Source organism: Methylobacterium sp. WL19 (genome assembly GCF_008040005.1).
GTDB lineage: Bacteria > Pseudomonadota > Alphaproteobacteria > Rhizobiales > Beijerinckiaceae > Methylobacterium > Methylobacterium bullatum.
Genome location: NZ_VRVC01000036.1, coordinates 18,629 through 38,667 on the forward strand (window position 1 = coordinate 18,629; position 20,039 = coordinate 38,667).

Genomic DNA, 20,039 nt, shown 5'->3' on the forward strand with positions numbered 1-20,039 from the left:
GCTCTCCGCCCTCGCCACGTCTGATGTTGCAGCCTATACCGCAGCTTATCCGCGCGAGCGCTCCGCTCTTCGCTTCGCCGGGATCCCCTCCACACCCCATGGATGGCGGTCCCGCCCAACGAGGGTCTTGCCCGAGCCGATGCCGCCTCACCTGCTCCTCGCCACCGCCGCCATCCTGCCCTTACTCGGCAGTGTCGTAGCGATCTGCCTGCCGGGCAACGCACGCAACGCCGCCGCGATCGTTGCGGGTGTCGTGATGGTGACCTGCCTCGCCTGCATCGGGCTGCTCTACCCTGCCGTCGCCGGCCCGGACCCCGTTATCTGGGCGGTGGACTGGCTGCCGACGCTCGGCGTCCGGTTCGTGCTGCGGCTCGACGGGCTGTCCTGGCTGTTCGCCGTCCTGGTGCTCGGAATCGGCGCGCTCGTGGTGCTCTATGCGCGCTACTACATGGCGGAAGCGGACCCGGTGCCGCGTCTGTTCTCGTATTTCCTCGCCTTCGTCGGCGCGATGCTGGGCATCGTGCTCTCGGGCAACCTGATCCAGCTCTTCGTCTTCTGGGAATTGACGAGCATCGTCTCGTTCCTGCTCATCGGCTATTGGTCCGACAACGCCTCCGCACGGGACGGCGCGCGGATGGCGCTGACCATCACGGCGGCGGGCGGCCTCTGCCTGTTCGTCGGTCTGGTGCTCATCGGGCAGATCGTCGGCAGCTACGACCTCTCGGCGGTGCTCGCCTCGGGCGACGCGATCCGCAACAATCCGCTCTACCTGCCGGCCCTGGTCCTGGTACTGGCCGGCGCGCTCACCAAATCGGCGCAGTTCCCGTTCCACATCTGGCTGCCGCGCGCCATGGCGGCACCGACGCCGATCAGCGCCTACCTGCATTCGGCCACCATGGTGAAGGCCGGCATCTTCCTGATGATCCGGTTCTGGCCGGTGCTGGCCGACACCGAGGCCTGGTACTGGATCGTCGGCACCGCCGGCATGATCACGATGCTGGTGGGCGCGTGGAGCGCGATCTTCCAGCACGACCTCAAGGGTCTGCTCGCCTATTCCACCATCAGCCATCTCGGGCTGATCACCCTGCTCCTCGGCCTCGACTCGCCGCTGGCCGTCGTGGCGGCGATCTTCCACACGGTGAACCACGCGACGTTCAAGGCCTCGCTGTTCATGGCGGTGGGCATCATCGACCACGAGACCGGGACGCGCGACATGCGCCGCCTCAGCGGCCTGTGGCAGGCCATGCCCTATACCGCCACCCTGGCGATGGTCGCCGCCGCCGCGATGGCGGGCGTGCCGCTCCTCAACGGCTTCCTGTCGAAGGAGATGTTCCTGGCGGAGGCGGTCGACAACGCGGACGGCCACCTGCTCAACCTCGCTTTGCCGGTACTGGCGACGTTGGCGAGCGCCTTCACCATGCTCTATTCCGTGCGCTTCATCCGGCAGGCCTTCTTCGGACCCGCCCCGCACGACCTGCCGCACGCGCCCCACGAGCCGGTCCGCTGGATGCGCATCCCGATCGAGCTCCTCGTCCTCGTCTGCGTCGCCATCGGCCTCGTGCCGAACCTGACGATCGGCCCCCTCCTCGCAGGCGCGGTCCGGGCGGTCCTGGGTGAGCGGACCCCCGATTACGACCTCGCCATCTGGCACGGCTTCAACGCGCCGCTGGCGCTCAGCATGGTGGCGCTGCTGGGCGGCATCGCGCTCTATGTTGCGTTCGGGCGGCGGATCAACACCAACCCCCGCGGCGGACCCTGGCTGATGGACCGGATCGACGGCGGCTGGCTGTTCGAGCGGACCATGACCGGCCTCGTGAACGGCGCGCGCCGCCTGGAAGCCGTGCTCGGCGCCGAGCGCCTCCAGGCGCAGTTGCGCATCCTCTTCCTCACCGTGCTCCTGGCCGCCGTAGTGACGGGAGCGACACGGGGGCTCGACCTGTTCGCGCCGGGCAAGACCACGGAGTTCGACCCGGCCTTCGCGCTGATGTGGCTCGTGGGCGCGGCCTGCGCCATCGGCGCGGCGGAGCGGGCGAAGTACCACCGGCTGTCCGCCGCCATCTTCGTCGGCGGGGCGGGGCTCGTGAGCAGCCTCACCTTCCTCTGGCTCTCCGCCCCGGATCTCGCGGTGACGCAGATCCTGGTGGAGATCGTCACCACCGTGCTGCTGCTGCTGGGCCTGCGCTGGCTGCCCAAGCGCGACGCGGCGATTCCGGCGCCGGCTTGGGAGAAGACGCGGTCCCGCCGTCGACGGCTCATCGATCTCGGCATCGCCGCCTTTGCCGGCCTGGGGCTCGCCGGGCTGGCCTACGCGGTGATGACCCGGCCCGCCGTCGACGGGATCGCCCGCTGGTTCATCGAGGAGGCCTACCCGCAGGCGGGCGGACGCAACGTCGTCAACGTCCTGCTGGTGGATTTCCGGGCCTTCGACACCCTGGGCGAAATCTGCGTGCTGGGCATCGTCGGCCTGACGGTGTTCGCGCTCCTTCGCCGCTTCCGACCCGCCTCCGACAGTCTGGGGCCTCCCAAGCAGCAGGTGAACCACGACGCCTATGACGATGCCCGCGAGGGCCGCGAGCTCGGCGACACCACCGCCGATGCTCTCCTCGTCCCACGCGTGGTGATGACGTGGCTGTTCCCCTTCATCGTCCTCCTCGCCCTGCACCTGTTCCTGCGCGGCCACGACCTGCCGGGCGGCGGCTTCGCGGCGGGCATCGCGCTCACCATCGCCTTCATGCTGCAATACATGGCCCAGGGCGCGCAGTGGGTGGAGGAGCGGCTGCGGATCCAGCCGATCTCGTGGATCGGCATCGGCCTGCTGGTCTCCGTCTCGGTCGGCGCCGGCTCCTGGCTGTTCGGGCGTCCGTTCCTGACCGCCTATTTCGCCTATTGGAAGCCGCCGCTCCTGGGCAAGGTCCCGGTGGCGAGCGCGCTGCTGTTCGATCTCGGGATCATGGTGCTGGTGGTGGGCGCGAGCGCGCTGATGCTCGTCGCCCTGGCGCACCAATCCCTGCGGCGCACCCGCCCCGCCGAGGCGTCGGCGGAGCGGGCCGTCGAGAAGGAGCCCGCCTGATGGAGATCGTGCTGTCCCTGGGGATCGGCGTCTTCGCCGCCTCGGGCATCTGGCTGATGCTGCGTCCCCGCACCTTCCAGGTCGTGCTGGGCATCTCGCTGCTGAGCTACGCCGTCAACCTGTTCATCTTCGCCATGGGCCGCCTGACCGTGGGCGCGCCGCCGGTGCTCGGGGCCGGGGCTGACATCGTCTCCGTGGACGATCCGGTGCCGCAGGCCCTGGTCCTCACCGCCCTGGTGATCGGCTTCGCGCTCACCGCGCTCTTCCTCGTCGTGCTGCTCGCCGCCCGCGGCATCACCGGCAGCGACCATGTGGACGGCCGCGAGCCGCACCTGGCGGAGCCGAATCCAGAGAACCCGCATCCATGAACGCCACGGTTCTGAATGCCCCCCTGGTCAGCGACTGGACCGACCATCTCGTCGTCCTGCCCATCGTTCTGCCGATCGCGGTGGCCGGGGCGATGTTCCTCATGGACGAGCGCCGGAGCCGGCTGAAAGGGGCGCTCAGCCTCGCCACGGTGCTGGCCCTCCTCGGCATATCCCTCATCCTCGTCTGGCGCGCGAGCGAGGCGGCGCAGATCTACCGCCTCGGCAACTGGGCCGCGCCCTACGGGATCGTGCTGGTGGCAGACCGGCTCTCGGCCCTGATGCTGGCGCTCGGCAGCGTGCTGGGCCTGTGCGCCCTGGTCTTCTCCTTCGCCCGCTGGGGCCGGGCGGGGCCGCGCTTCCACGGCCTGTTCCTCCTGCTCCTGATGGGCGTGAACGGCGCCTTCCTCACCGGTGACCTGTTCAACCTGTTCGTGTTCTTCGAGGTGATGCTGGCCGCCTCCTACGGTCTCGTCCTGCACGGATCGGGCGAGACGCGGGTAAGGGCCGGCCTCGGCTACATCGCGGTCAACCTCGTCGCCTCGCTGTTCTTCCTCGTCGGCGTCAGCCTCATCTACGGCACGATGGGAACCCTCAACATGGCCGACCTCGCCCGGCGGCTCGCGGCACCGGAGGCGGGGGAACTCGCCCTGTTCGAAATCGGCTGCGCGATCCTCGGCATCGCCTTCCTGATCAAGTGCAGCGCCTGGCCGCTCGGATTCTGGCTGCCCACCACCTATGCGGCGGCGAGCGCGCCGGCGGCCGCGATTCTCGCGATCCTGAGCAAGGTCGGCATCTACGTGGTGGTGCGCCTGAGCCTGCTGCTGTTCGGGGCCGGCCTGTCGGAGGGGTTCGGACAGACCTGGATTCTCGCCGCCGGGCTCGCGACGATGGCCTATGGCGCCATCGGCATCCTGGCCGCGCGCGATCTCACGCGGGCGGCGGGCTATGCGGTGATGATCTCGTCGGGCACGGTGCTGGCGGCTTTGGGGAGCGGCAACAACGGGGCGCTCTCGGGCGCCCTGTACTACCTCCTCGGCTCCACCCTCGCGGCGGGCGCCCTGTTCCTGCTGGCCGAGATCCTCCAGCGCGGGCGCGACCCGCTGGAGGCCGCCCAGGCCGTCTTCGCCGACGAGTACCGCGACCCGTTCGACGATGCCGACGCCACCGAGATCGGCCGGGCGATCCCGGCGGCGGTGGCGCTCCTCGGGAGCGGCTTCCTCGTCTGCACGCTGATGCTCGCGGGGGTTCCCCCGCTCTCCGGTTTCGTCGGCAAGCTCGCGATCTTCACGGGGCTCACCACGGGCACGATGACCGCGTCCGCCTGGTGGCTCATCACCGCGCTGACCCTGTCGAGCTTCGCCACGCTGATGCCGATGGTGCGGCTCGGGATCAAGAACCTCTGGGTTCCGAGCGACGACCCGCCGCCGGTCCTGCGCCTCTCGGAATTCACCGCTCTCGCCGGCCTGCTCGCCGCCTGTGTGGCCCTCGCCGTCTGGGGCGGCCCGGCCCTCGCCTATGCCGACGACACCGTGCGCTGGCTGGCCCAGCCGCAGGATTACGTTCGCGCCGTCCTCGGGCCGACGCGGGAAGGCGGTGGATCGTGAGCCGCCTCCTGCCCTACCCCATCCTGTCGGCCTGCCTCGCCGCGACCTGGCTCTTGCTGAACGCGCCGCTCTCCCCGGGCAACGTCCTTCTGGCGCTGCTGGTCGGCCTCATGGTTCCCGCCGTCATGCTGGCGCTACGGCCTCCCTCGGTGCGGGTGCGCGCGCCCGGCATCCTCGCGCGGCTCGCCGTGATCGTGCTCTACGACATGGTGCGCTCGAACATCGATGTCGCCCGCATCATCCTCGGGCTTCGCGGGGGCGAGCGGCGGACCGGCTTCGTCACGATCCCCCTCGACATGCGCGCGCCGTTCGGTCTCGCGATCCTGTCGATCATCCTCACCGGCACGCCCGGCACCCTCTGGGTCCAGTACGATTCCGACACGGGCTGCCTACTCATCCACGTGCTCGACTACACGGATGGCGAGGAATGGGTGCGGCGGGTGAAGGACCGCTACGAGCGCCCCCTGATGCAGATTTTCGCCCCATGAGGTTCCTCCCATGAGCGCCAACACCGTTCTCGATTGGGGGCTCGGCTTTGCCCAGGGGATGCTGGTTCTCGCCATGGCGCTCGCCGCATGGCGGATGCTGCGCGGCCCCCGCGCGCAGGATCGCATCCTCGGTCTCGACACCCTCTATCTCAACGGCATGCTGGCGGTGGTGGTCCACGGCATGCGCACCGGCAGCGGCCTCTATTTCGAGGCCGCCCTGATCCTCGGCATGATCGGCTTCACCGCCACCGTGGCGCTGGCGAAGTTCCTGATGCAGGGCGAGGTGATCCAGTGAACGGCGCCGAATTGCCCGTATGGGCCGCGTGGCTGGTGGTGGCGCTGGCGATCGTCGGCGCGGGGTTCTCGCTCACCGGCGCCTTCGGCCTCATCCGCCTCCGGACGTTCTACGAGCGCGTCCATGCCCCCACCCTGGGCGCGACCCTGGGCATGGCGCTGATCCTCATGAGCTCGATGCTGCTCCTGTCCCTGATCGAGGGCCGCCTCGTCCTGCGCGACGCGCTAATTGGCGTGTTCCTCACCGTGACGACCCCGGTGACGTTGCTGCTCCTCGCCCGCGCGGCGGCGCAGCGCGACCGCCAAGAGCGCAATCCCGACGCTCCGCCGGAGGTGTGAGACCCCACGCCTCAGGCCTCCACCGCATTCCCCCGAATCAGGTCGCGCCCGGCATAGATCCCGCCCACGGTCTCCATATCGAGCCGCTCGGCATCGCGGCGGCGGACTTCGGCCATGACTGCGCTGGCGGAATCCGGCTCGTCACCGATGGCCAGGAGCGCCTGCTCGCCGAAGGCCAGGGCGGATTCCAGCGTCTCGCGAAGCTGGTAGGCGACGCCGGCATGGATGAGCTCGATCGCGTGCTCGCGGTCGCGGGCGCGGGCGAGGACGGGCACGAGGGGGAACTCGGCCTTCGCCAGTTCGGCGATCCGCCGGGCCGCCTCGCGGTCGTCGATGCAGATCAGGATCGCCCGTGCCGTGGCGGCCCCGGCCGCGTGCAGGATGTCGAGACGCGTGCCATCGCCGTAATAGACCTTGAAGCCGAATTGTTCGGCGACACGGATATAGGCGGGATTGGTGTCGATGATCGAGACCGAGCAGCCGCGCGAGATCAGCGGCTGGCTCACCACCTGCCCGAAACGGCCGAAGCCGATGATGAGGGCGCTGCCCACGAGGTTCTCCGGCACCTCGACACCCTCCGTGGAGACCGAGGCCTTGGGGCCGAAGCGGTCGAAGGCGATCACCATCAGCGGCGTGAGGGCCATGGAGAGGATGATCGTCGCCGTCAGGATGGCGTTGGTGGTGCCGTCGATGATGCCGGCGCTCGCGGCGGCGGCATAGAGCACGAAGGCGAACTCGCCGCCCTGGGCCATCAGGGCCGCGCGCTCCATCGCCTCGGGATGCGACGCGCGCAGGAGGCGGGCGACGGCGTAGATGACGACGCTCTTCACCACCATGTAGGCGGCGACGCCCGTGAGGATGAGCGCCCAGTTCGCGGCGATGACCGTGAGGTCGAGGGACATGCCCACGCCGAGGAAGAACAGGCCGAGCAGGATGCCCCGGAACGGCTCGATATCGGCCTCCAGTTGGTGCCGGAAGCTCGATTCCGAGAGGAGGACGCCCGCCAGGAATGCACCCATGGCCATGGACAGCCCGCCGAGCTGCATGGCCAGGGCCGAGCCGAGCACGACGAGGAGGGCCGCCGCCGTCATCACCTCGCGGGCCTTGGCCGCGGCCAGCAGGCGGAACAGCGGGTTGAGCAGCCAGCGCCCCGCCGCCACCAGGGCAGCCACGGACCCGAGGGCGATGCCGATGCCATAGACGCGGTCCATCGTGCCGGTCGCCTGCCCGCCGGAGGCCAGCAGCGCGACGATGGCGAGGAGCGGCACGATGGCGAGGTCCTCCAGCAGGAGGATCGCCACGATGCGCTGTCCCTTCGGCGTCGAGAGCGACCCGCGCTCTTCGAGAAGCTGCATGACGATGGCGGTGGAGGTGAGGACGAAGCCGGTGCCGGCCACGAACGCGATGGCGGGCGAGAATCCCATGGCGATGCCGACGAGCATGAGCGCGGCGATGCAGACGCCGACCTGGGCGAGGCCGAGGCCGAAGATCTCGCGCCGCATGCCCCAGAGCCGGGACGGCTCCATCTCCAGCCCGATGATGAACAGGAACATCACCACCCCGAGTTCCGCCACATGCAGGATGGCGTGGGCATCCGAGAACAGGCCGAGGCCGAACGGGCCGATGGCGAGCCCCGCCACGAGGTAGCCGAGGACCGAGCCGAGGCCGATCCGCTTGAACACAGGCACCGCGACGACGCCGGCGGCGAGCAGCGCCACGACCTGGACGAGTTCGCTCGCGGCACCGGATGCTTCAACAGCCATGATGTCGACATGTCCTCTCGGAGGGGATTCGCGGGCGAGGCCCCATCGGCCCCGCCCCGTTTTCACGCATCAGGGGTAGCGCACGGGCGGAGGCGATTCGGGTAAGGGGATGAACTCGGATTCGCCGGGCACGGTGTCGAACCGGGCCTGGCGCCAGTCCTCCTTGGCCTGCTCGATCCGCTCCGGCCGCGAGGAGACGAAGTTCCACCAGAGATGGCGCGGCCCGTCCATGGGCTCACCGCCCAGGACCATGAAGCGCGCGGCCTCGGTGGCCCGCACGCTGATGCGGTCGCCGGGATTGAAAACGAGGAGCTGGCCGGGGCCGAACCCGTCGCCGGCAATGTCGATGGCGCCGGAGACGGTGTAGATCGCGCGCTCGTCATAGGTCGGGTCGAAGGGCAGCACGGCGCCGGCCTCGAGCATCACGTCGGCATAGACCATCGGGCTCGACGTCCGCACCGGCGATCTGGCGCCGAAGGCCTCGCCGGCGATCAGCCGGACGATCTTGCCCTCGCCGGAAAGGATCGGCAGCGCATCCGCGTCGTAATGTTCGAAGGCGGGGGCGGTCTCCTCGTCCTTGCCGCTGAGCGCGACCCAGGCCTGAATGCCGAACAGCTTCGAGCCGGTCCGGCGCAGCCCGGCGCCGGTCCGCTCCGAATGGGTGATGCCGCGACCGGCCGTCATCCAGTTGAGCTCGCCCGGACGGATCGGCAGTTCGGTGCCCAGGCTGTCCCGGTGCATGATCTCGCCGTCGAACAGGTAGGTGACGGTGGAGAGGCCGATATGCGGATGCGGCCGCACGTCCATGCCCTGGCCGAGCAGGAACTCGGACGGCCCCATCTGGTCGAAGAAGATGAAGGGACCGACCATCCGGCACTGCGTCGACGGCAGGGCCCGCCGGACGGAGAACGAGCCGAGATCCCGCGAGCGGGGAACGATCAGGGTCTTGATCGCGTCGCAGGAGAAAGGATCGCCCGGAGCCGGGTCGTCCGCACTGTGCCAGCTCATCGCCCGTTTCCCTTCTGCTCGGTCCGACTCAAATGTATCGCGGCTCACAGGGCAAGCTCGGCCTGGATCCACACGACCGTCTCCATCGGCCCTCACGATCGGGCCGGGAAATACGCTCGCATGGGGCACCAGGTCTTGAAGAAAGCCGGCATGTCCGCACCGGCATCGTTATCCGGCCCATTCGAGCGGAATGAAATAGAAACGATGGAAACCGATCGTTTCCGGAAACGCATTTTCCGGTCTTGGTCGTGGAGACTGCGGGTGAGGTTCAAAGAGCGGCAATCACGATTCAAGCCGCCACGGCCGAGCGGTTAACATTCCGCTATGATCTCAAAACCCGAAAACGATCCGGGTTAGGAACCCTTAAACCCGCCGTATTTACCGTGCGGTACCTGAGCCTCTCGGATCACGAGGCGCTCACAGGTTCAGACGAAACGCATGGCGAACGGACGCAAGGGACGCGGGCGGGAGGAGCCGAACTTCGACGTGCCCGAAGGGCGCATCGGTGGGCGCGGCGACCTCGACCTACGGCTCAGCGGCGACGATCGCGCCGGAGGCGGTGTGGGCAGACGCGCGACGAGCAGCAACGGCCAGGGCGAAGGCCCCCGGCGCCCCTCGGCGCGGGCCAAGGCACCGGCCCGCAAGCCGCGCCGGCGCTCGTTCCTGGGCGGTCTCTACTATGGCACCCTCGTGCTCGGCCTGTGGGGCGTCATCGCCATCGCGGGGCTGGTGGCCTACCACGCCTCGCAATTGCCGCCGATCGACCAGCTCGCCGTTCCGAAGCGCCCGCCCAACATCGCCATCCTCGCCAGCGACGGTTCGCTCCTGGCCAATCGCGGCGAGACCGGCGGACGGGTGGTGAGCATCGGCGAGTTGCCGCCCTATCTGCCGCGTGCCTTCGTGGCGATCGAGGACCGGCGCTTCTACAGCCATTTCGGCGTCGACCCGGTGGGCATCGCCCGCGCCGTGGCCCAGAACGTCACCCGCCGCGGCGTCTCGCAGGGCGGATCGACCCTGACCCAGCAGCTCGCCAAGAACCTGTTCCTGACGCCGGAACGCTCGGCCTCGCGAAAAATCCAGGAGGCGATCCTCGCCCTGTGGCTGGAGCACCGCTACACCAAGGACGAGATCCTCGAACTCTACCTGAACCGGGTCTATTTCGGCGCCGGCGCCTATGGCATCGAGGCCGCCGCCCAGCGCTATTTCGGCAAGCCCGCCAAGGCGGTGACGCTGGCGGAAGCCGCCATGCTCGGCGGCCTCGTCCAGGCGCCCTCGCGTCTCGCGCCCAACCGCAACCTGCCCGCCGCCCAGGCGCGGGCGGCCCAGGTGCTCGCGGCCATGGAGGAACTCGGTTTCGCCAAGCCCGCCGAGGTGAAGCTGGCGCTGGCGACCCCGGCGCGGCCGGCGAGCAGCCGTGGCGGCGGCTCGGCCAATTACGTGGCCGATCTCGTCATGGACGTCCTCGACGACTTCCTGCCGAAATTCGACACCGACATCGTCGTCACCACCACCGTCGACACCCGCCTTCAGGGCGCGGCCGAGAAGGCACTGGTGGACGAGCTGAACCAGAAGGGCTCGCGCTACAACGTCGCCCAGGGGGCCGTGGTCTCGATGAGGCCGGACGGCGCGATCCGGGCGCTCATCGGCGGGCGCGATTATTCCCAGAGCCAGTTCAACCGGGCCACCACCGCCAAGCGCCAGCCGGGCTCTTCGTTCAAGCCCTTCGTCTATCTCGCCGCCGTGGAGCGGGGCCTGACCCCGGACACCGTGCGCGACGACGCGCCGATCAGCATCAAGGGCTGGAACCCGGAGAACTATTCGCGCGACTATCGCGGGCCGGTCCCCTTGCGCGAGGCGCTGGCGCTGTCGCTCAACACCGTGGCCGTGCGCCTCGGCCAGGAAGTCGGCCCGAAGGCGGTGGTGCAGGCGGCCCAGCGCCTGGGCATCTCCTCGCCGCTGCAGGCCAACGGCTCACTGGCGCTCGGCACCTCGGAAGTGACCCCGCTGGAAATGGTGGGCGCCTACGCCGCCTTCGCCAATGGCGGCACGGGCGTGAACCCCTACGTCATCGCCAACGTGAAGAGCACGACGGGCAAGGCGCTCTACCAGCGCAAGGACACCAATCTCGGCCGGGTGATGAATGCCGAGACCGTCTCGATGATGAACGCGATGATGCACGAGACCTTCGTCTCGGGAACCGCGAAGAAGGCCGAGGTTCCGGGATGGGACCTCGCCGGCAAGACCGGCACGAGCCAGGATTTCCGCGATGCCTGGTTCATCGGCTACTCGTCGACCCTCGTCACCGGCGTCTGGCTCGGCAACGACGACGGCGAATCCACCAAGAAGGTCTCCGGCGGCAACCTGCCCGGCGAGATCTGGAAGACCTACATGACCGTGGCCCTCAAGGGCCAGACTCCGACGATGCTGCCGGGCGCCAACCATTGGCGCAACCGCGCCCCGGCGGAGGTTCCCGCCACCACCGGGACCGCACCGGGAGGCCTCATCGGCGCCCTCCTCGGAGAGCCGCAATCCGCCGCCCCGCCGCCCCGCGTCGCCGCCAACCAGCGCGCCCGCGGGCCGAGCCAGGACGACCGAAATTTCCTGGAGAAGCTGTTCGGCGTGGGGGAATAGGCGCGGGAGAGAAGCACTTTCCGGCAGCCGCGAGCTGTCGGAACCGGGCCGGTCTCTACAGTCCGGCGATGCCCTTCAGCGCCGCGTTAATCCGGTCCTGCCAGCCTGGGCCGTCCTTCTGGAAATGCTCCAGCACGGCGCGGTCGAGGCGCAGGGACACCATCTCGCGGGCACCGGGCGGGCTGAGCGGCGCGGCGGGGGCGCGTTCGACGGGTTTGGGAGTGTCGGGCGCCTTGGTGGTGGCGGCCTTGAAGGCGGCTTCCGCCGCCTGGCGGGGGTCGCTGGCGCGACGGGTCCGATCGAATGCCATGGGTCGGTTTCCTGGTAAGGCTGTCTGGCTCAGCTCGCGGAGCGCTTGCGTTTGGGGGCCGGCGCGGGAGCGGCAGCCTTCTCCGCGGCCTCGGCGGCTTCCTTGGCAAGGCGAAGGGCGCGCAGCTTCACGGTGCGCTCGTCGATCTCCTTCACCGATTGCAGATGCTCCGCCATGGCCTGCGCGCCTTCCTTGGCCATCCGCTCCGCGCGCTCGGCGCGCTCTTCGGACCGGGTCCTGGCGTCGGTTTCGTCGCTCATCGTCGTCCTTCCTGGCTCCCCTCGCCCCGCCGCCCGCGCAACGACCGCATCATTCGCCAGGGCGGAGGCGGCAGCGGCGGATGAACCGCTCGTGCCCGCTCGCGCGGCGCATCATGTCGACGATCGAGACGAGTGCCGGCGGACGTGAAATTCCGCGATCGGCAGCGAGGAAGGGTGATCCACACACCCTTCGCACGGGACCGGCTTCAGGCGGGATCGCCGGGACATAGCACGTCCGGGCACCAAAAAGCGAACCCTGGCAAGGACTCGCGGGGGTCGCGCAGGTAAATCCCGGTGGATGTCCCCGTCAAAACGCCGCGATGAGGACGATTCCAGCCACCATGAGCCCGGCGCCCGCGATCCGTGCCTTGCCGGCGCGGTGCTTCGGCATCCCGAGCCAGCCGAAATGGTCGATAGCCAGCGACGTCAGCAGGTTGGCGGTGATGAGCAGCCCGTTGAAGGCGCCGGCCCCCACCTTGTCGACGAAGAGGAGGCCGCCGAACACCGCCACCGCCCCGGCGATGCCGCCGAGCGGCGCCCACCACGGCATTCCCGCGAGGTCGTCGCGGGTCGGGAGCGGGACCGGACGGATCGCCAGCATCGCGACGAAGACGAAGACGATCGGCAGGAACGAGACCGCCGCCGCGAGCCACGGATTGACGAGCGCGCCACGAAGCGCCGCGTTCATGGTGACGCCGATGGCCTGAAGGGCGCCGGCGACCAAGATGAAGGGATAGAACAGGGGGCCGGTCATGAGCGTGGGATCTCCATCGGTGCGGGCGGGAGGCCTCAGAACCGGGCGATGAGGACGATGCCGCCCACCATCAGGCCGCCGCCGAGGAGGTGCAGCAGCCCCTGCGGGTTCGCCTGCATGCCGAGCCAGCCGAAATGATCGATGGCCAGCGATGTCAGGATGTTGGCGGTGATGAGCAGCCCGTTGAACGGCCCGGCTCCGACCTTGTCGACGAAGGCGAGGCCGCCGAACACCGCCACCGCTCCGGCGAGCCCGCCCAACGGTGCCCACCACGGCATGCCGCCGAGCTGTTCCAGGCTGGGCAGCGGCGTCGGCATCACCACGAACAGCGTGACGAAGACGAAGACGATGAGCGAGAACGAGACGGAGGCCGCGAGCCACGGATTGACCAGGGCCACGCGCAGGCGCGCGTTCATGGAATTGCCCGCCGCCTGAAGCGCGCCGGCGACCAGGATGAAGGGATAGAGCAGGGCCGCGTTCATGTCGGATCGTCCTCGGAATGGGGATCAGGGCAGGAGGAGTAGGCCGGCCAGGGCGAGGATGAGGGCCGGCGGCATCACCAGCAGGCCGAACTTGAGGAAGCGCCAGAAGCCGACATCCTCCCCTTCGCGGCGGATGGCGGTGAGCCACAGGATGGTGGCGAGGGATCCGGTCACCGACAGGTTGGGGCCGAGATCGATGCCGATGAGGATCGCCCCGGCGACCTTCTCGGAGACGTCTGCCTGCTGCACGGCCGCCCCCGCGATCAGGCCGGCCGGCAGGTTGTTGACGAGGTTGGAGAGCACCGCCACCAGGGTTCCGCCGCCCCAGGCCGCGGCATCGGGCGAGGCTTGTGCCGCCCGCTTGAGGTGATCGGCGAGCAGGGTCAGGACACCGGTCTTCTCCAGGGCCTCGACCAGCACGAACAGCCCGGCCACCAGGGGCAGCACGCCCCAGGACACGTCCTTGACGACCTCCACCGCTCCGCCCCGCTTGATCGCGAGGACGAGGAGCGTGGTGGCGAGGCCGGCGACGAAGGTCGGCAGGCCGAGTTCGAGATCGTAGGCCGAGGCGGCGATGAGGGCCCCGGCGGTGGCGACGATGCCGAGACCGGCGACCTTGCCGGTGCCCGAGAGGGGCGTCGCCTCGACGTCCCGGGCGAGCAATTGCTGCCGCAGGACGGAGTTCTGGGTCAGGCGCAGGACGATGTAGGTGGCGACGATGGCCAGGATCGAGGGCAGCGCGAACCGCGCCAGCCATTCGCTGAGCGGCGGCATGTGCGCGGCATAGACGACGAGGTTGGCCGGGTTCGAGATCGGCAGCACGAAGCTCGCCGCATTGGCGATGAAGGCGCAGATGAAGAGGTAGGGCAGCGGCTCGGCCTCCGCCGCCTTGGCCGCGGCATAGACCGCCGGGGTCAGCACGACGGCGCAGGCATCGTTGGAGAGGAACACCGTGACCACGGTGCCGACGAGGTAGACCAGCAGGAACAGGCGCGTCGCCGACCCCCTGGCCTGGCGCACGGCGATGCCGGCGAGCCAATCGAACAGGCCCTCCTTCCTGGCGATCTCTGCGAGCAGCATCATGCCGACGAGGAACAGGTAGACATCCGTCCCCTTGCGCACGCCGTCCCAGGCCGCTTCCGGCGAGATCAGGCCCAGCACCAGCAGCGCCCCGGCTCCGAGCACGGCCCAGACAGCCTCCGGCCAGGCGAAGGGCCGGGTGATGACCCCGATTGTCGCCAGTCCGGCGATGATCCAGGTCGCCAGATGCGGCGTCACGGGGAGTGCGAACATGGGCGGGCGAAATCCTGTCAGGGTCGAGGGAGCGGCGTGACGACTACCAGTGTCGGCCGTTCCGATTGGGTCCGAGCTGGGTACCGAGGAGGCCCTTCTCGGGCCAGGCGCCGATGGAATCCGCGTCGCTGCCGATCCCCTTCGAGACCGGCAAGCGGGACCGGTCGGTGGCGGGCTCCACGACGTCCTGCCCCGTGCCCCCGGCCGCGTCCGAGGCCCGCACGGTGAGGCGGCGCCCCGCCGCGTCCCAGGGGATCGACGCACGGTAACGCCGGTCGCCGTCGGCGCGGGTCATCGCCTGCCACGGCCCGCCATCGACGCTGACCTCGCAAGCGGTGACGGCGGAGGCACCGAGGACGAGCGCGCGCACCTCCACCGTGTCGCGCACCCGGTGCGCGTCGTCATGGGCGAGGCGCCGGTCGGCGGGGGCGGTGACGAGGACGAAGGGCCAGGGCTCGGCCAGTTCCTTGAAGCGCCAGCTGACGACGCCGCCATCGATCGCCGCGATGGCATAGCCGACCGGCCCTTCCTCGACCTGCCCGGTGGAGCGCGTGGCCGCGAAGATGGTGCGACCGTCATTGGCGAGCTCGTTGTAATGGGTGTGGCCCATTTCCACGAGGCGCACGCGCGACTGCGAGACGAGATGGCCGACGCGGACGGCCTCGCCCTCGCCTTTCAGGTCTGCGGGGTAGCTGTGCATGAACAGTGCGCAGTCGAGACCGTCGCGCTCGGCCAGCTGGATTTCGCCTTCGAGCCAAGCGAGCTGTGCGTCGCCCAGGCGGAAATCCGGACCGCCGGTTCCCGGCCCGCACATGTCGAGGAAGAGGCAGCGAATGCCGGAGATGTCGGTGGCGTAGGGAAGTGGCCGTGCGCCGAGGCCGGCATGGAAGGCATCGAGGCTGCCGCCCTCCATGTCGTGATCTCCCGTGATGACATGGACGGGGAGCGAGAATCCCAGGAGGCCCTGGCGGACGAGGGCATATTGCTCGGGCAGCCCGTTCTCGGCGTTGTCGCCGGGCAGGTACGCGAAATCGAGCCCCTCGACCGCGCCGAGTTGTGCGACGATGGCGAGGAAATCGCGGGCGTTCTCGAGATGCCCCTCGGTGAGGTGCAGATCGCCGATATGGGCGAAGGCGAGGATATCGTCCCGTGCGCTCGCGGGATGGGTCATGGCGGGATGGGTCATGGCGGGATGGGTCATGGCGGGATGGGTCATGGCATGTCTCGCTTCACGGCCCGTCATGTGACGCGCCCGGCCACGGCTCGAGCCGGCGGGGTGATGAAAAAAGGGGGGCGCGTCGTCTGAAAACTCGGAGGGTTTGGACGGCTTCGGTCCTGCCGGACTCGCCGTCAGGCGGGGGAGACCGCCATCGCCTCCGACCCGCCCGAGCCCGGGGGCTTCGAGGCCGAGGTCGGTGGCTCGAACCCGTAGGTCTCCGGCATGGCGACGAGGTAGAGGACGAACCCCGCCGCCGCGATTGCCGCCAGGACCAGGAACGCTGTCGAATAGCCCGCCGACACGATGATGAGACCGGCCAGCGTCGCCGAGAACGAGGCGCCGAGCCCCTGCGTCGTCGCGACGGCCCCCTGCGAGACGTTGAACCGTCCGGTGCCTCGGGTGAGGTCGGCGACGACGATGGGGAAGAGCGCGCCGTAGATGCCGGCACCGATCCCGTCGAGGAGTTGCACGGCGACGAGGTAGAACGGGTTGTCCGAGAAGGTGTAGAGCACGCCCCGGATGGCGAGCACGCCGAAGGCCACGAGGAAGATCGGCTTGCGCCCGATCGCGTCGGCCTTGGCGCCGACGAAGACCGCCACCGGCACCATGACGAACTGGGCGGCCACGATGCAGACCGAGATGAGCGAGGTCGCGCTCTCCTTACCCGAAAGCTTGGTCAGCAACTGGCCCACCGAGGTCAGCATTGCGGCATTGGAGAGGTGGAAGATCGCGGCCAGCAGGGCGAACAGCATCAGGGTGCGGTTCTGCAGCAGGGCCTTGATCCCGGATGCCTGTTCGCCGCCCTCCCCCGCCGTCTCGTCGAGGCCGCGGGCGAGGTCGTCGTCGATGTCCTTGGCCGGCACCATCAGCATGGCCCCGACGCTCAGCACCGCCAGCAAGGCCATCAGCCAGAACACCACGATGGGCCCGAAGAAATAGGCCGTCGATCCGGCAATGGCCGCCGAGACCGCGTTGCCCGCATGGTTGAAGCCCTCGTTGCGGCCGATGCGCTTGGAGAACATCTTCGGCCCCACCACGCCGAGGGTGATCGCGGCGAGCGCCGGCGGGAACACCGCCCCGGCGATGCCGGCGACGGACTGGGTCGCGGCCACCAGATAGAAATTCGTGACGAAGGGAAGGAGCAGGCAGCTCGCCGTGACAGCCAGCGCCCCGGCGATGACGATGGCGCGCTTGTGGTTGGTCCGGTCGATCAGCGCCCCGGCCGGCGTCTGCGCGATCAGCCCGGCAATGCCGGCGATCGTCATGATCATTCCGGTCGTCGCCTCATTCCAGCCCTGGTCGGGACCGCGCACGGCGATGAGGTAGATGGCGAGATAGGGGCCGAGCCCGTCCCGGACGTCGGCGAGGAAGAAGTTGAGGGCATCGAGCCCGCGCAGCGTCCGCTGCGACGGGGCGCGACCCCGATCCTGGTCGGCGGCGGGCACGCTCGTCATCCGATCGATCTTTCGAAGCAGGTCATGAAGGGGACCGATCGGCACGTGTCACTGGCTCGGGAGCCAAGGCCTCGGGTCGATCGGAGCGGCAAACCCCAGCCCGAAATGAAGGTTCCTCGGCGGGGATTGAATTCTGCGTGAGCGTCGAAGCCCCGGCACGGCAGACAAGATCAGCAGTGTATTCGGTATGTGGAATACTCGGCTTCTAGACCGCGATACGCTTTTCTTTCCGGATTCCGTGGTCGTCATGGACATGGACGTCGAAGGTCTCTCCGTCCCGGATGCCGCGAATCTCGAAATGCCTCGGCTTGCGAACCGGCGGTCCTTCGACGCGGTAACCGGCATCGCGGACGAGGCGCAGCGCCGTGTCCGGATCGCCCTTGCCGTGCCCCTTTTCCGGCCACGCGATGATGCGCACCGCGCCGTCGGCGAGGACGAGGCGGGACACCTTGATTTCGCAGGGCGTGACCTCGCCCTCGACGGTGACGGTGTCGCCGACCCTCGGCATCCCTTCCGACACCGCTTTGGGACCGAGATCGGCGAGACTCCTCGTGCCGTTCCCCTCCAGCGCGAGGCGATGGCCGAAGACGGCCCAGACGATTCCAGTGGCGGTCGCGGTCTTTGGCATTGTCGTCGATCCCGATGATGGAGAAGGCCTCAAGCCCTCCCCCGGAGGTCCGAGGGAGGGAAATGTCATCGTCAGAAGCTGCGCTTCTCGCGAATGTCGCCGTCGAACCCGACATGGAGCAGGCGCTCGCGCCCGTCCTGGCCCTTGGCCGCCATGTCGAGATGGCGCGGACCGCGCCCGGTGACGCGGATGTCGGAATAGCCGGCCGCCTCGACCTTCGCGGTGAGCGCGGGTGCATCGATCTCGGGGCCGAGGCCGACCTTGTCCTTCGCCCAGTCGAGGCCACCGGGCTTCGGACCGCGCGCCGGACCGAGCACCACCGTCTTGCCATCGGCCAGGGTGAGGAGGGTAGCGTGGAGGAAGCCGTTCTCGAAGCGGCCCTGCACCGTGACTGCCTCACCCTTGGTAACGAGCGTGCCGCCTTCACCCTGCTTGCCGGTCTCGACCAGGGCACGGCCGGAGCCGTCCTGCAGGATGAACTTGTTGCCGAAGATTTCCGCGACCTCGCCCTTGGCCGCGATGGCGGCGGAAGGAGCGAGCTGTGCGACGGTGACCGGCGCGACGGGGGTGAGGGTCACGCCGGTATTCTGCGCCAGGGAAAGGCCGACGGCCCCGAAAGCGAGGGGAGCGGCGATGGCGCCGACGATCCAGCCGCGGCGCGAGCGGCGCGGGGCGGCGGCGGGGCTCGGCATCTCGGTGGCGGTTCCGTCGATGGTCTTCTCGGTCGTCATGGTGTCGATGTCCTGGAAAAGCGGATCCCCTCTCGGGTTGACGCCGTTCTAGGCTCGCCCCTCCAACCCGATCTGAACCGCGCGGTTCAGCCCCGGTTAAAGCGCGGCGCGTAGGCGCCGGGGCTGCCCCTGCATCCCCAAGGATACGGATTCCGATGAAGCTCCTTCTGGTGGAGGACGATGCGGCCCTCGCCGCCGAGATCGCCAAGGCCCTGCGCGCCGAGAACTTCGCCCTCGACCACGCGGTCAACGGCGAGGACGGCCAGCATCTCGGCGAAACGGAGACCTACGACGCCGTGGTGCTCGATCTCGGCCTGCCCAAGCGCGACGGCGTCTCGGTGCTTCAGGCCTGGCGGGCCGCCGGGCGGACCGTGCCTGTGCTGATCCTCACCGCGCGGGACGGCTGGAGCGACAAGGTCGCGGGCTTCAAGGCGGGGGCGGACGATTATCTCGTGAAGCCGTTCCGGGTGGAGGAACTCGTCATCCGCCTGCGGGCCCTGGTGCGCCGCGCCTCGGCGCACGGGGCCAACCGGATCGTCTGCGGGCCTCTCACCTACGATGCCGGCCTCGGCACGTTCGAGCGGGATGGCCTACCCCTGAAATTGACCGGGCTCGAATGGCGGGTGCTCTCCTGCCTGATCCTGCGCAAGGACGGGGTGGTGCCCCGTGGCCAGCTGATCGAGCGGGTCTATGACGGCGACGCGGAGGTCGATTCGAACTCCGTGGAGGTCATCATCACGCGCCTGCGCCGCAAGATCGCGCCGGCCCGGATCGAGGGCGTGCGCGGCCACGGCTACCAGCTGGTGCCGGGGGAGGCGGCGTGACCCGGCCGCGACCTCCCCACGGACCGGCTCCCCACGGGCCGCCTCATGCGCATCGCGGCTCCCTGCAGCGGCGGCTGATCCTCGCCGCCCTCGTCCTCGTCACCGTGGCCCTCGTGGTGGCGGGAATCGCCATCGGCTTCATCCTGCACCGCTTCGTGCGCGGCCAGCTCGACAGCCGCCTCGACAGCCAGATCGTCGCCATCGCATCGAGCCTCGAGCGGGGCCGCGACGGCCGCCTCGCCCTCGGGCGCAACCTCGGCGGCCCGCCCTTCGACCGCGACCGGTCGGGCTGGTCCTGGCAGGTCCGGCAGGGCGACGCGATCCTCCGCTCCGGCTCCCTGGAAGGCCGCGACCTCACCGTCCCCGAAGACGACCGCCCGGACGGCGAGGGTCGGCACCGCGACCGTCCCCGCCCTGCGGACGCCGTCGACCCCTGGGGCAACCCGGTGATCCTGCGCATCCTCGCCCTGCCGGATGCGGCGGGGATCGGCCCGGCGACGATCGTCGCCTCCGCGCCCA

The 20,039-nt window shown here is 69.3% G+C and carries 17 protein-coding genes and 2 pseudogenes; 9 read left to right on the forward strand and 10 right to left on the reverse strand.

Features of this window, described 5'->3' with window-relative positions; translation table 11 throughout:
- Positions 1-139: 139 nt before the first annotated feature.
- Genes FV220_RS09660 through mnhG form a run of 6 tightly spaced genes read left to right on the forward strand, consistent with a single transcriptional unit; the run spans position 140 to position 6,163 of the window.
- Positions 140-3,070 (forward strand): monovalent cation/H+ antiporter subunit A, encoded by a 2,931-nt coding sequence (locus FV220_RS09660; protein WP_147831048.1) that lies wholly within the window; start codon positions 140-142, stop codon positions 3,068-3,070.
- On the forward strand, positions 3,070-3,438 hold the full coding sequence (locus FV220_RS09665; RefSeq protein WP_018041828.1) for a Na+/H+ antiporter subunit C: 369 nt from the start codon (positions 3,070-3,072) through the stop codon (positions 3,436-3,438). Before FV220_RS09660 ends, FV220_RS09665 begins: the two co-directional genes overlap by 1 nt.
- On the forward strand, positions 3,435-5,042 hold the full coding sequence (locus tag FV220_RS09670) for a monovalent cation/H+ antiporter subunit D (protein WP_147831050.1): 1,608 nt from the start codon (positions 3,435-3,437) through the stop codon (positions 5,040-5,042). The genes FV220_RS09665 and FV220_RS09670 overlap by 4 nt, the downstream gene beginning before the upstream one ends.
- On the forward strand, positions 5,039-5,530 hold the full coding sequence (locus tag FV220_RS09675; RefSeq protein WP_056147712.1) for a Na+/H+ antiporter subunit E: 492 nt from the start codon (positions 5,039-5,041) through the stop codon (positions 5,528-5,530). Before FV220_RS09670 ends, FV220_RS09675 begins: the two co-directional genes overlap by 4 nt.
- Before the next feature lie 10 nt (positions 5,531-5,540).
- Positions 5,541-5,825 carry a K+/H+ antiporter subunit F gene (locus tag FV220_RS09680; RefSeq protein WP_018041825.1) on the forward strand — a complete coding sequence of 95 codons (285 nt, stop codon included), beginning with the start codon at positions 5,541-5,543 and terminating at the stop codon, positions 5,823-5,825.
- Positions 5,822-6,163 carry a monovalent cation/H(+) antiporter subunit G gene (mnhG, locus tag FV220_RS09685; protein WP_018041824.1) on the forward strand — a complete coding sequence of 114 codons (342 nt, stop codon included), beginning with the start codon at positions 5,822-5,824 and terminating at the stop codon, positions 6,161-6,163. The genes FV220_RS09680 and mnhG overlap by 4 nt, the downstream gene beginning before the upstream one ends.
- A gap of 11 nt (positions 6,164-6,174) precedes the next feature.
- Here mnhG and FV220_RS09690 read toward each other — a convergent pair whose 3' ends face one another.
- Positions 6,175-7,926: a monovalent cation:proton antiporter-2 (CPA2) family protein gene (locus FV220_RS09690; protein WP_147831052.1), complete on the reverse strand. Its 1,752-nt coding sequence runs from the start codon at positions 7,924-7,926 to the stop codon at positions 6,175-6,177.
- A 69-nt stretch (positions 7,927-7,995) separates the two neighbouring features.
- Positions 7,996-8,934: a pirin family protein gene (locus tag FV220_RS09695; RefSeq protein WP_147831054.1), complete on the reverse strand. Its 939-nt coding sequence runs from the start codon at positions 8,932-8,934 to the stop codon at positions 7,996-7,998.
- A 438-nt stretch (positions 8,935-9,372) separates the two neighbouring features.
- Between FV220_RS09695 and FV220_RS09700 the strand changes: the two genes are divergently transcribed.
- Entirely contained in the window at positions 9,373-11,565 is a 2,193-nt protein-coding gene (locus FV220_RS09700; protein ID WP_147831056.1) for a PBP1A family penicillin-binding protein, read from the forward strand.
- Positions 11,566-11,620: 55 nt separating this feature from the next.
- Here FV220_RS09700 and FV220_RS09705 read toward each other — a convergent pair whose 3' ends face one another.
- The 8 genes and pseudogenes from FV220_RS09705 to FV220_RS09745 all read right to left on the reverse strand — a co-directional run bounded on the left by FV220_RS09705 (position 11,621) and on the right by FV220_RS09745 (position 18,696).
- Complete coding sequence (locus tag FV220_RS09705; RefSeq protein ID WP_056147723.1) at positions 11,621-11,875, reverse strand: BrnA antitoxin family protein; 255 nt, start codon at positions 11,873-11,875, stop codon at positions 11,621-11,623.
- A 29-nt stretch (positions 11,876-11,904) separates the two neighbouring features.
- Positions 11,905-12,135 carry a hypothetical protein gene (locus tag FV220_RS09710; protein ID WP_018041817.1) on the reverse strand — a complete coding sequence of 77 codons (231 nt, stop codon included), beginning with the start codon at positions 12,133-12,135 and terminating at the stop codon, positions 11,905-11,907.
- A 307-nt stretch (positions 12,136-12,442) separates the two neighbouring features.
- Positions 12,443-13,371: pseudogene (locus FV220_RS26480) on the reverse strand (DMT family transporter).
- A gap of 24 nt (positions 13,372-13,395) precedes the next feature.
- The gene (locus FV220_RS09725; protein WP_147831060.1) at positions 13,396-14,664 is read right to left on the reverse strand and encodes an arsenic transporter; all 1,269 of its coding nucleotides are present in this window, start codon (positions 14,662-14,664) and stop codon (positions 13,396-13,398) included.
- Positions 14,665-14,707: 43 nt separating this feature from the next.
- Positions 14,708-15,850, reverse strand: coding sequence for a metallophosphoesterase (locus FV220_RS09730; protein WP_147831069.1), 1,143 nt, complete (start codon positions 15,848-15,850; stop codon positions 14,708-14,710).
- A gap of 164 nt (positions 15,851-16,014) precedes the next feature.
- Positions 16,015-17,337 carry an MFS transporter gene (locus tag FV220_RS09735; RefSeq protein WP_147831061.1) on the reverse strand — a complete coding sequence of 441 codons (1,323 nt, stop codon included), beginning with the start codon at positions 17,335-17,337 and terminating at the stop codon, positions 16,015-16,017.
- 205 nt (positions 17,338-17,542) lie between these two features.
- Positions 17,543-17,965 (reverse strand): hypothetical protein, encoded by a 423-nt coding sequence (locus FV220_RS09740; protein WP_147831063.1) that lies wholly within the window; start codon positions 17,963-17,965, stop codon positions 17,543-17,545.
- Positions 17,966-18,036: 71 nt separating this feature from the next.
- Complete coding sequence (locus FV220_RS09745) at positions 18,037-18,696, reverse strand: DNA-binding protein (RefSeq protein ID WP_147831065.1); 660 nt, start codon at positions 18,694-18,696, stop codon at positions 18,037-18,039.
- Between the two features lie 155 nt (positions 18,697-18,851).
- Here FV220_RS09745 and FV220_RS09750 point away from each other — a divergent pair, with 155 nt between their 5' ends.
- Both FV220_RS09750 and FV220_RS09755 read left to right on the forward strand, forming a co-directional pair.
- Positions 18,852-19,520: a response regulator transcription factor gene (locus tag FV220_RS09750; RefSeq protein WP_056147747.1), complete on the forward strand. Its 669-nt coding sequence runs from the start codon at positions 18,852-18,854 to the stop codon at positions 19,518-19,520.
- Positions 19,517-20,039 (forward strand): annotated as a pseudogene (locus FV220_RS09755) (sensor histidine kinase); the annotation flags it as partial. The gene FV220_RS09750 and the pseudogene FV220_RS09755, both read left to right, overlap by 4 nt.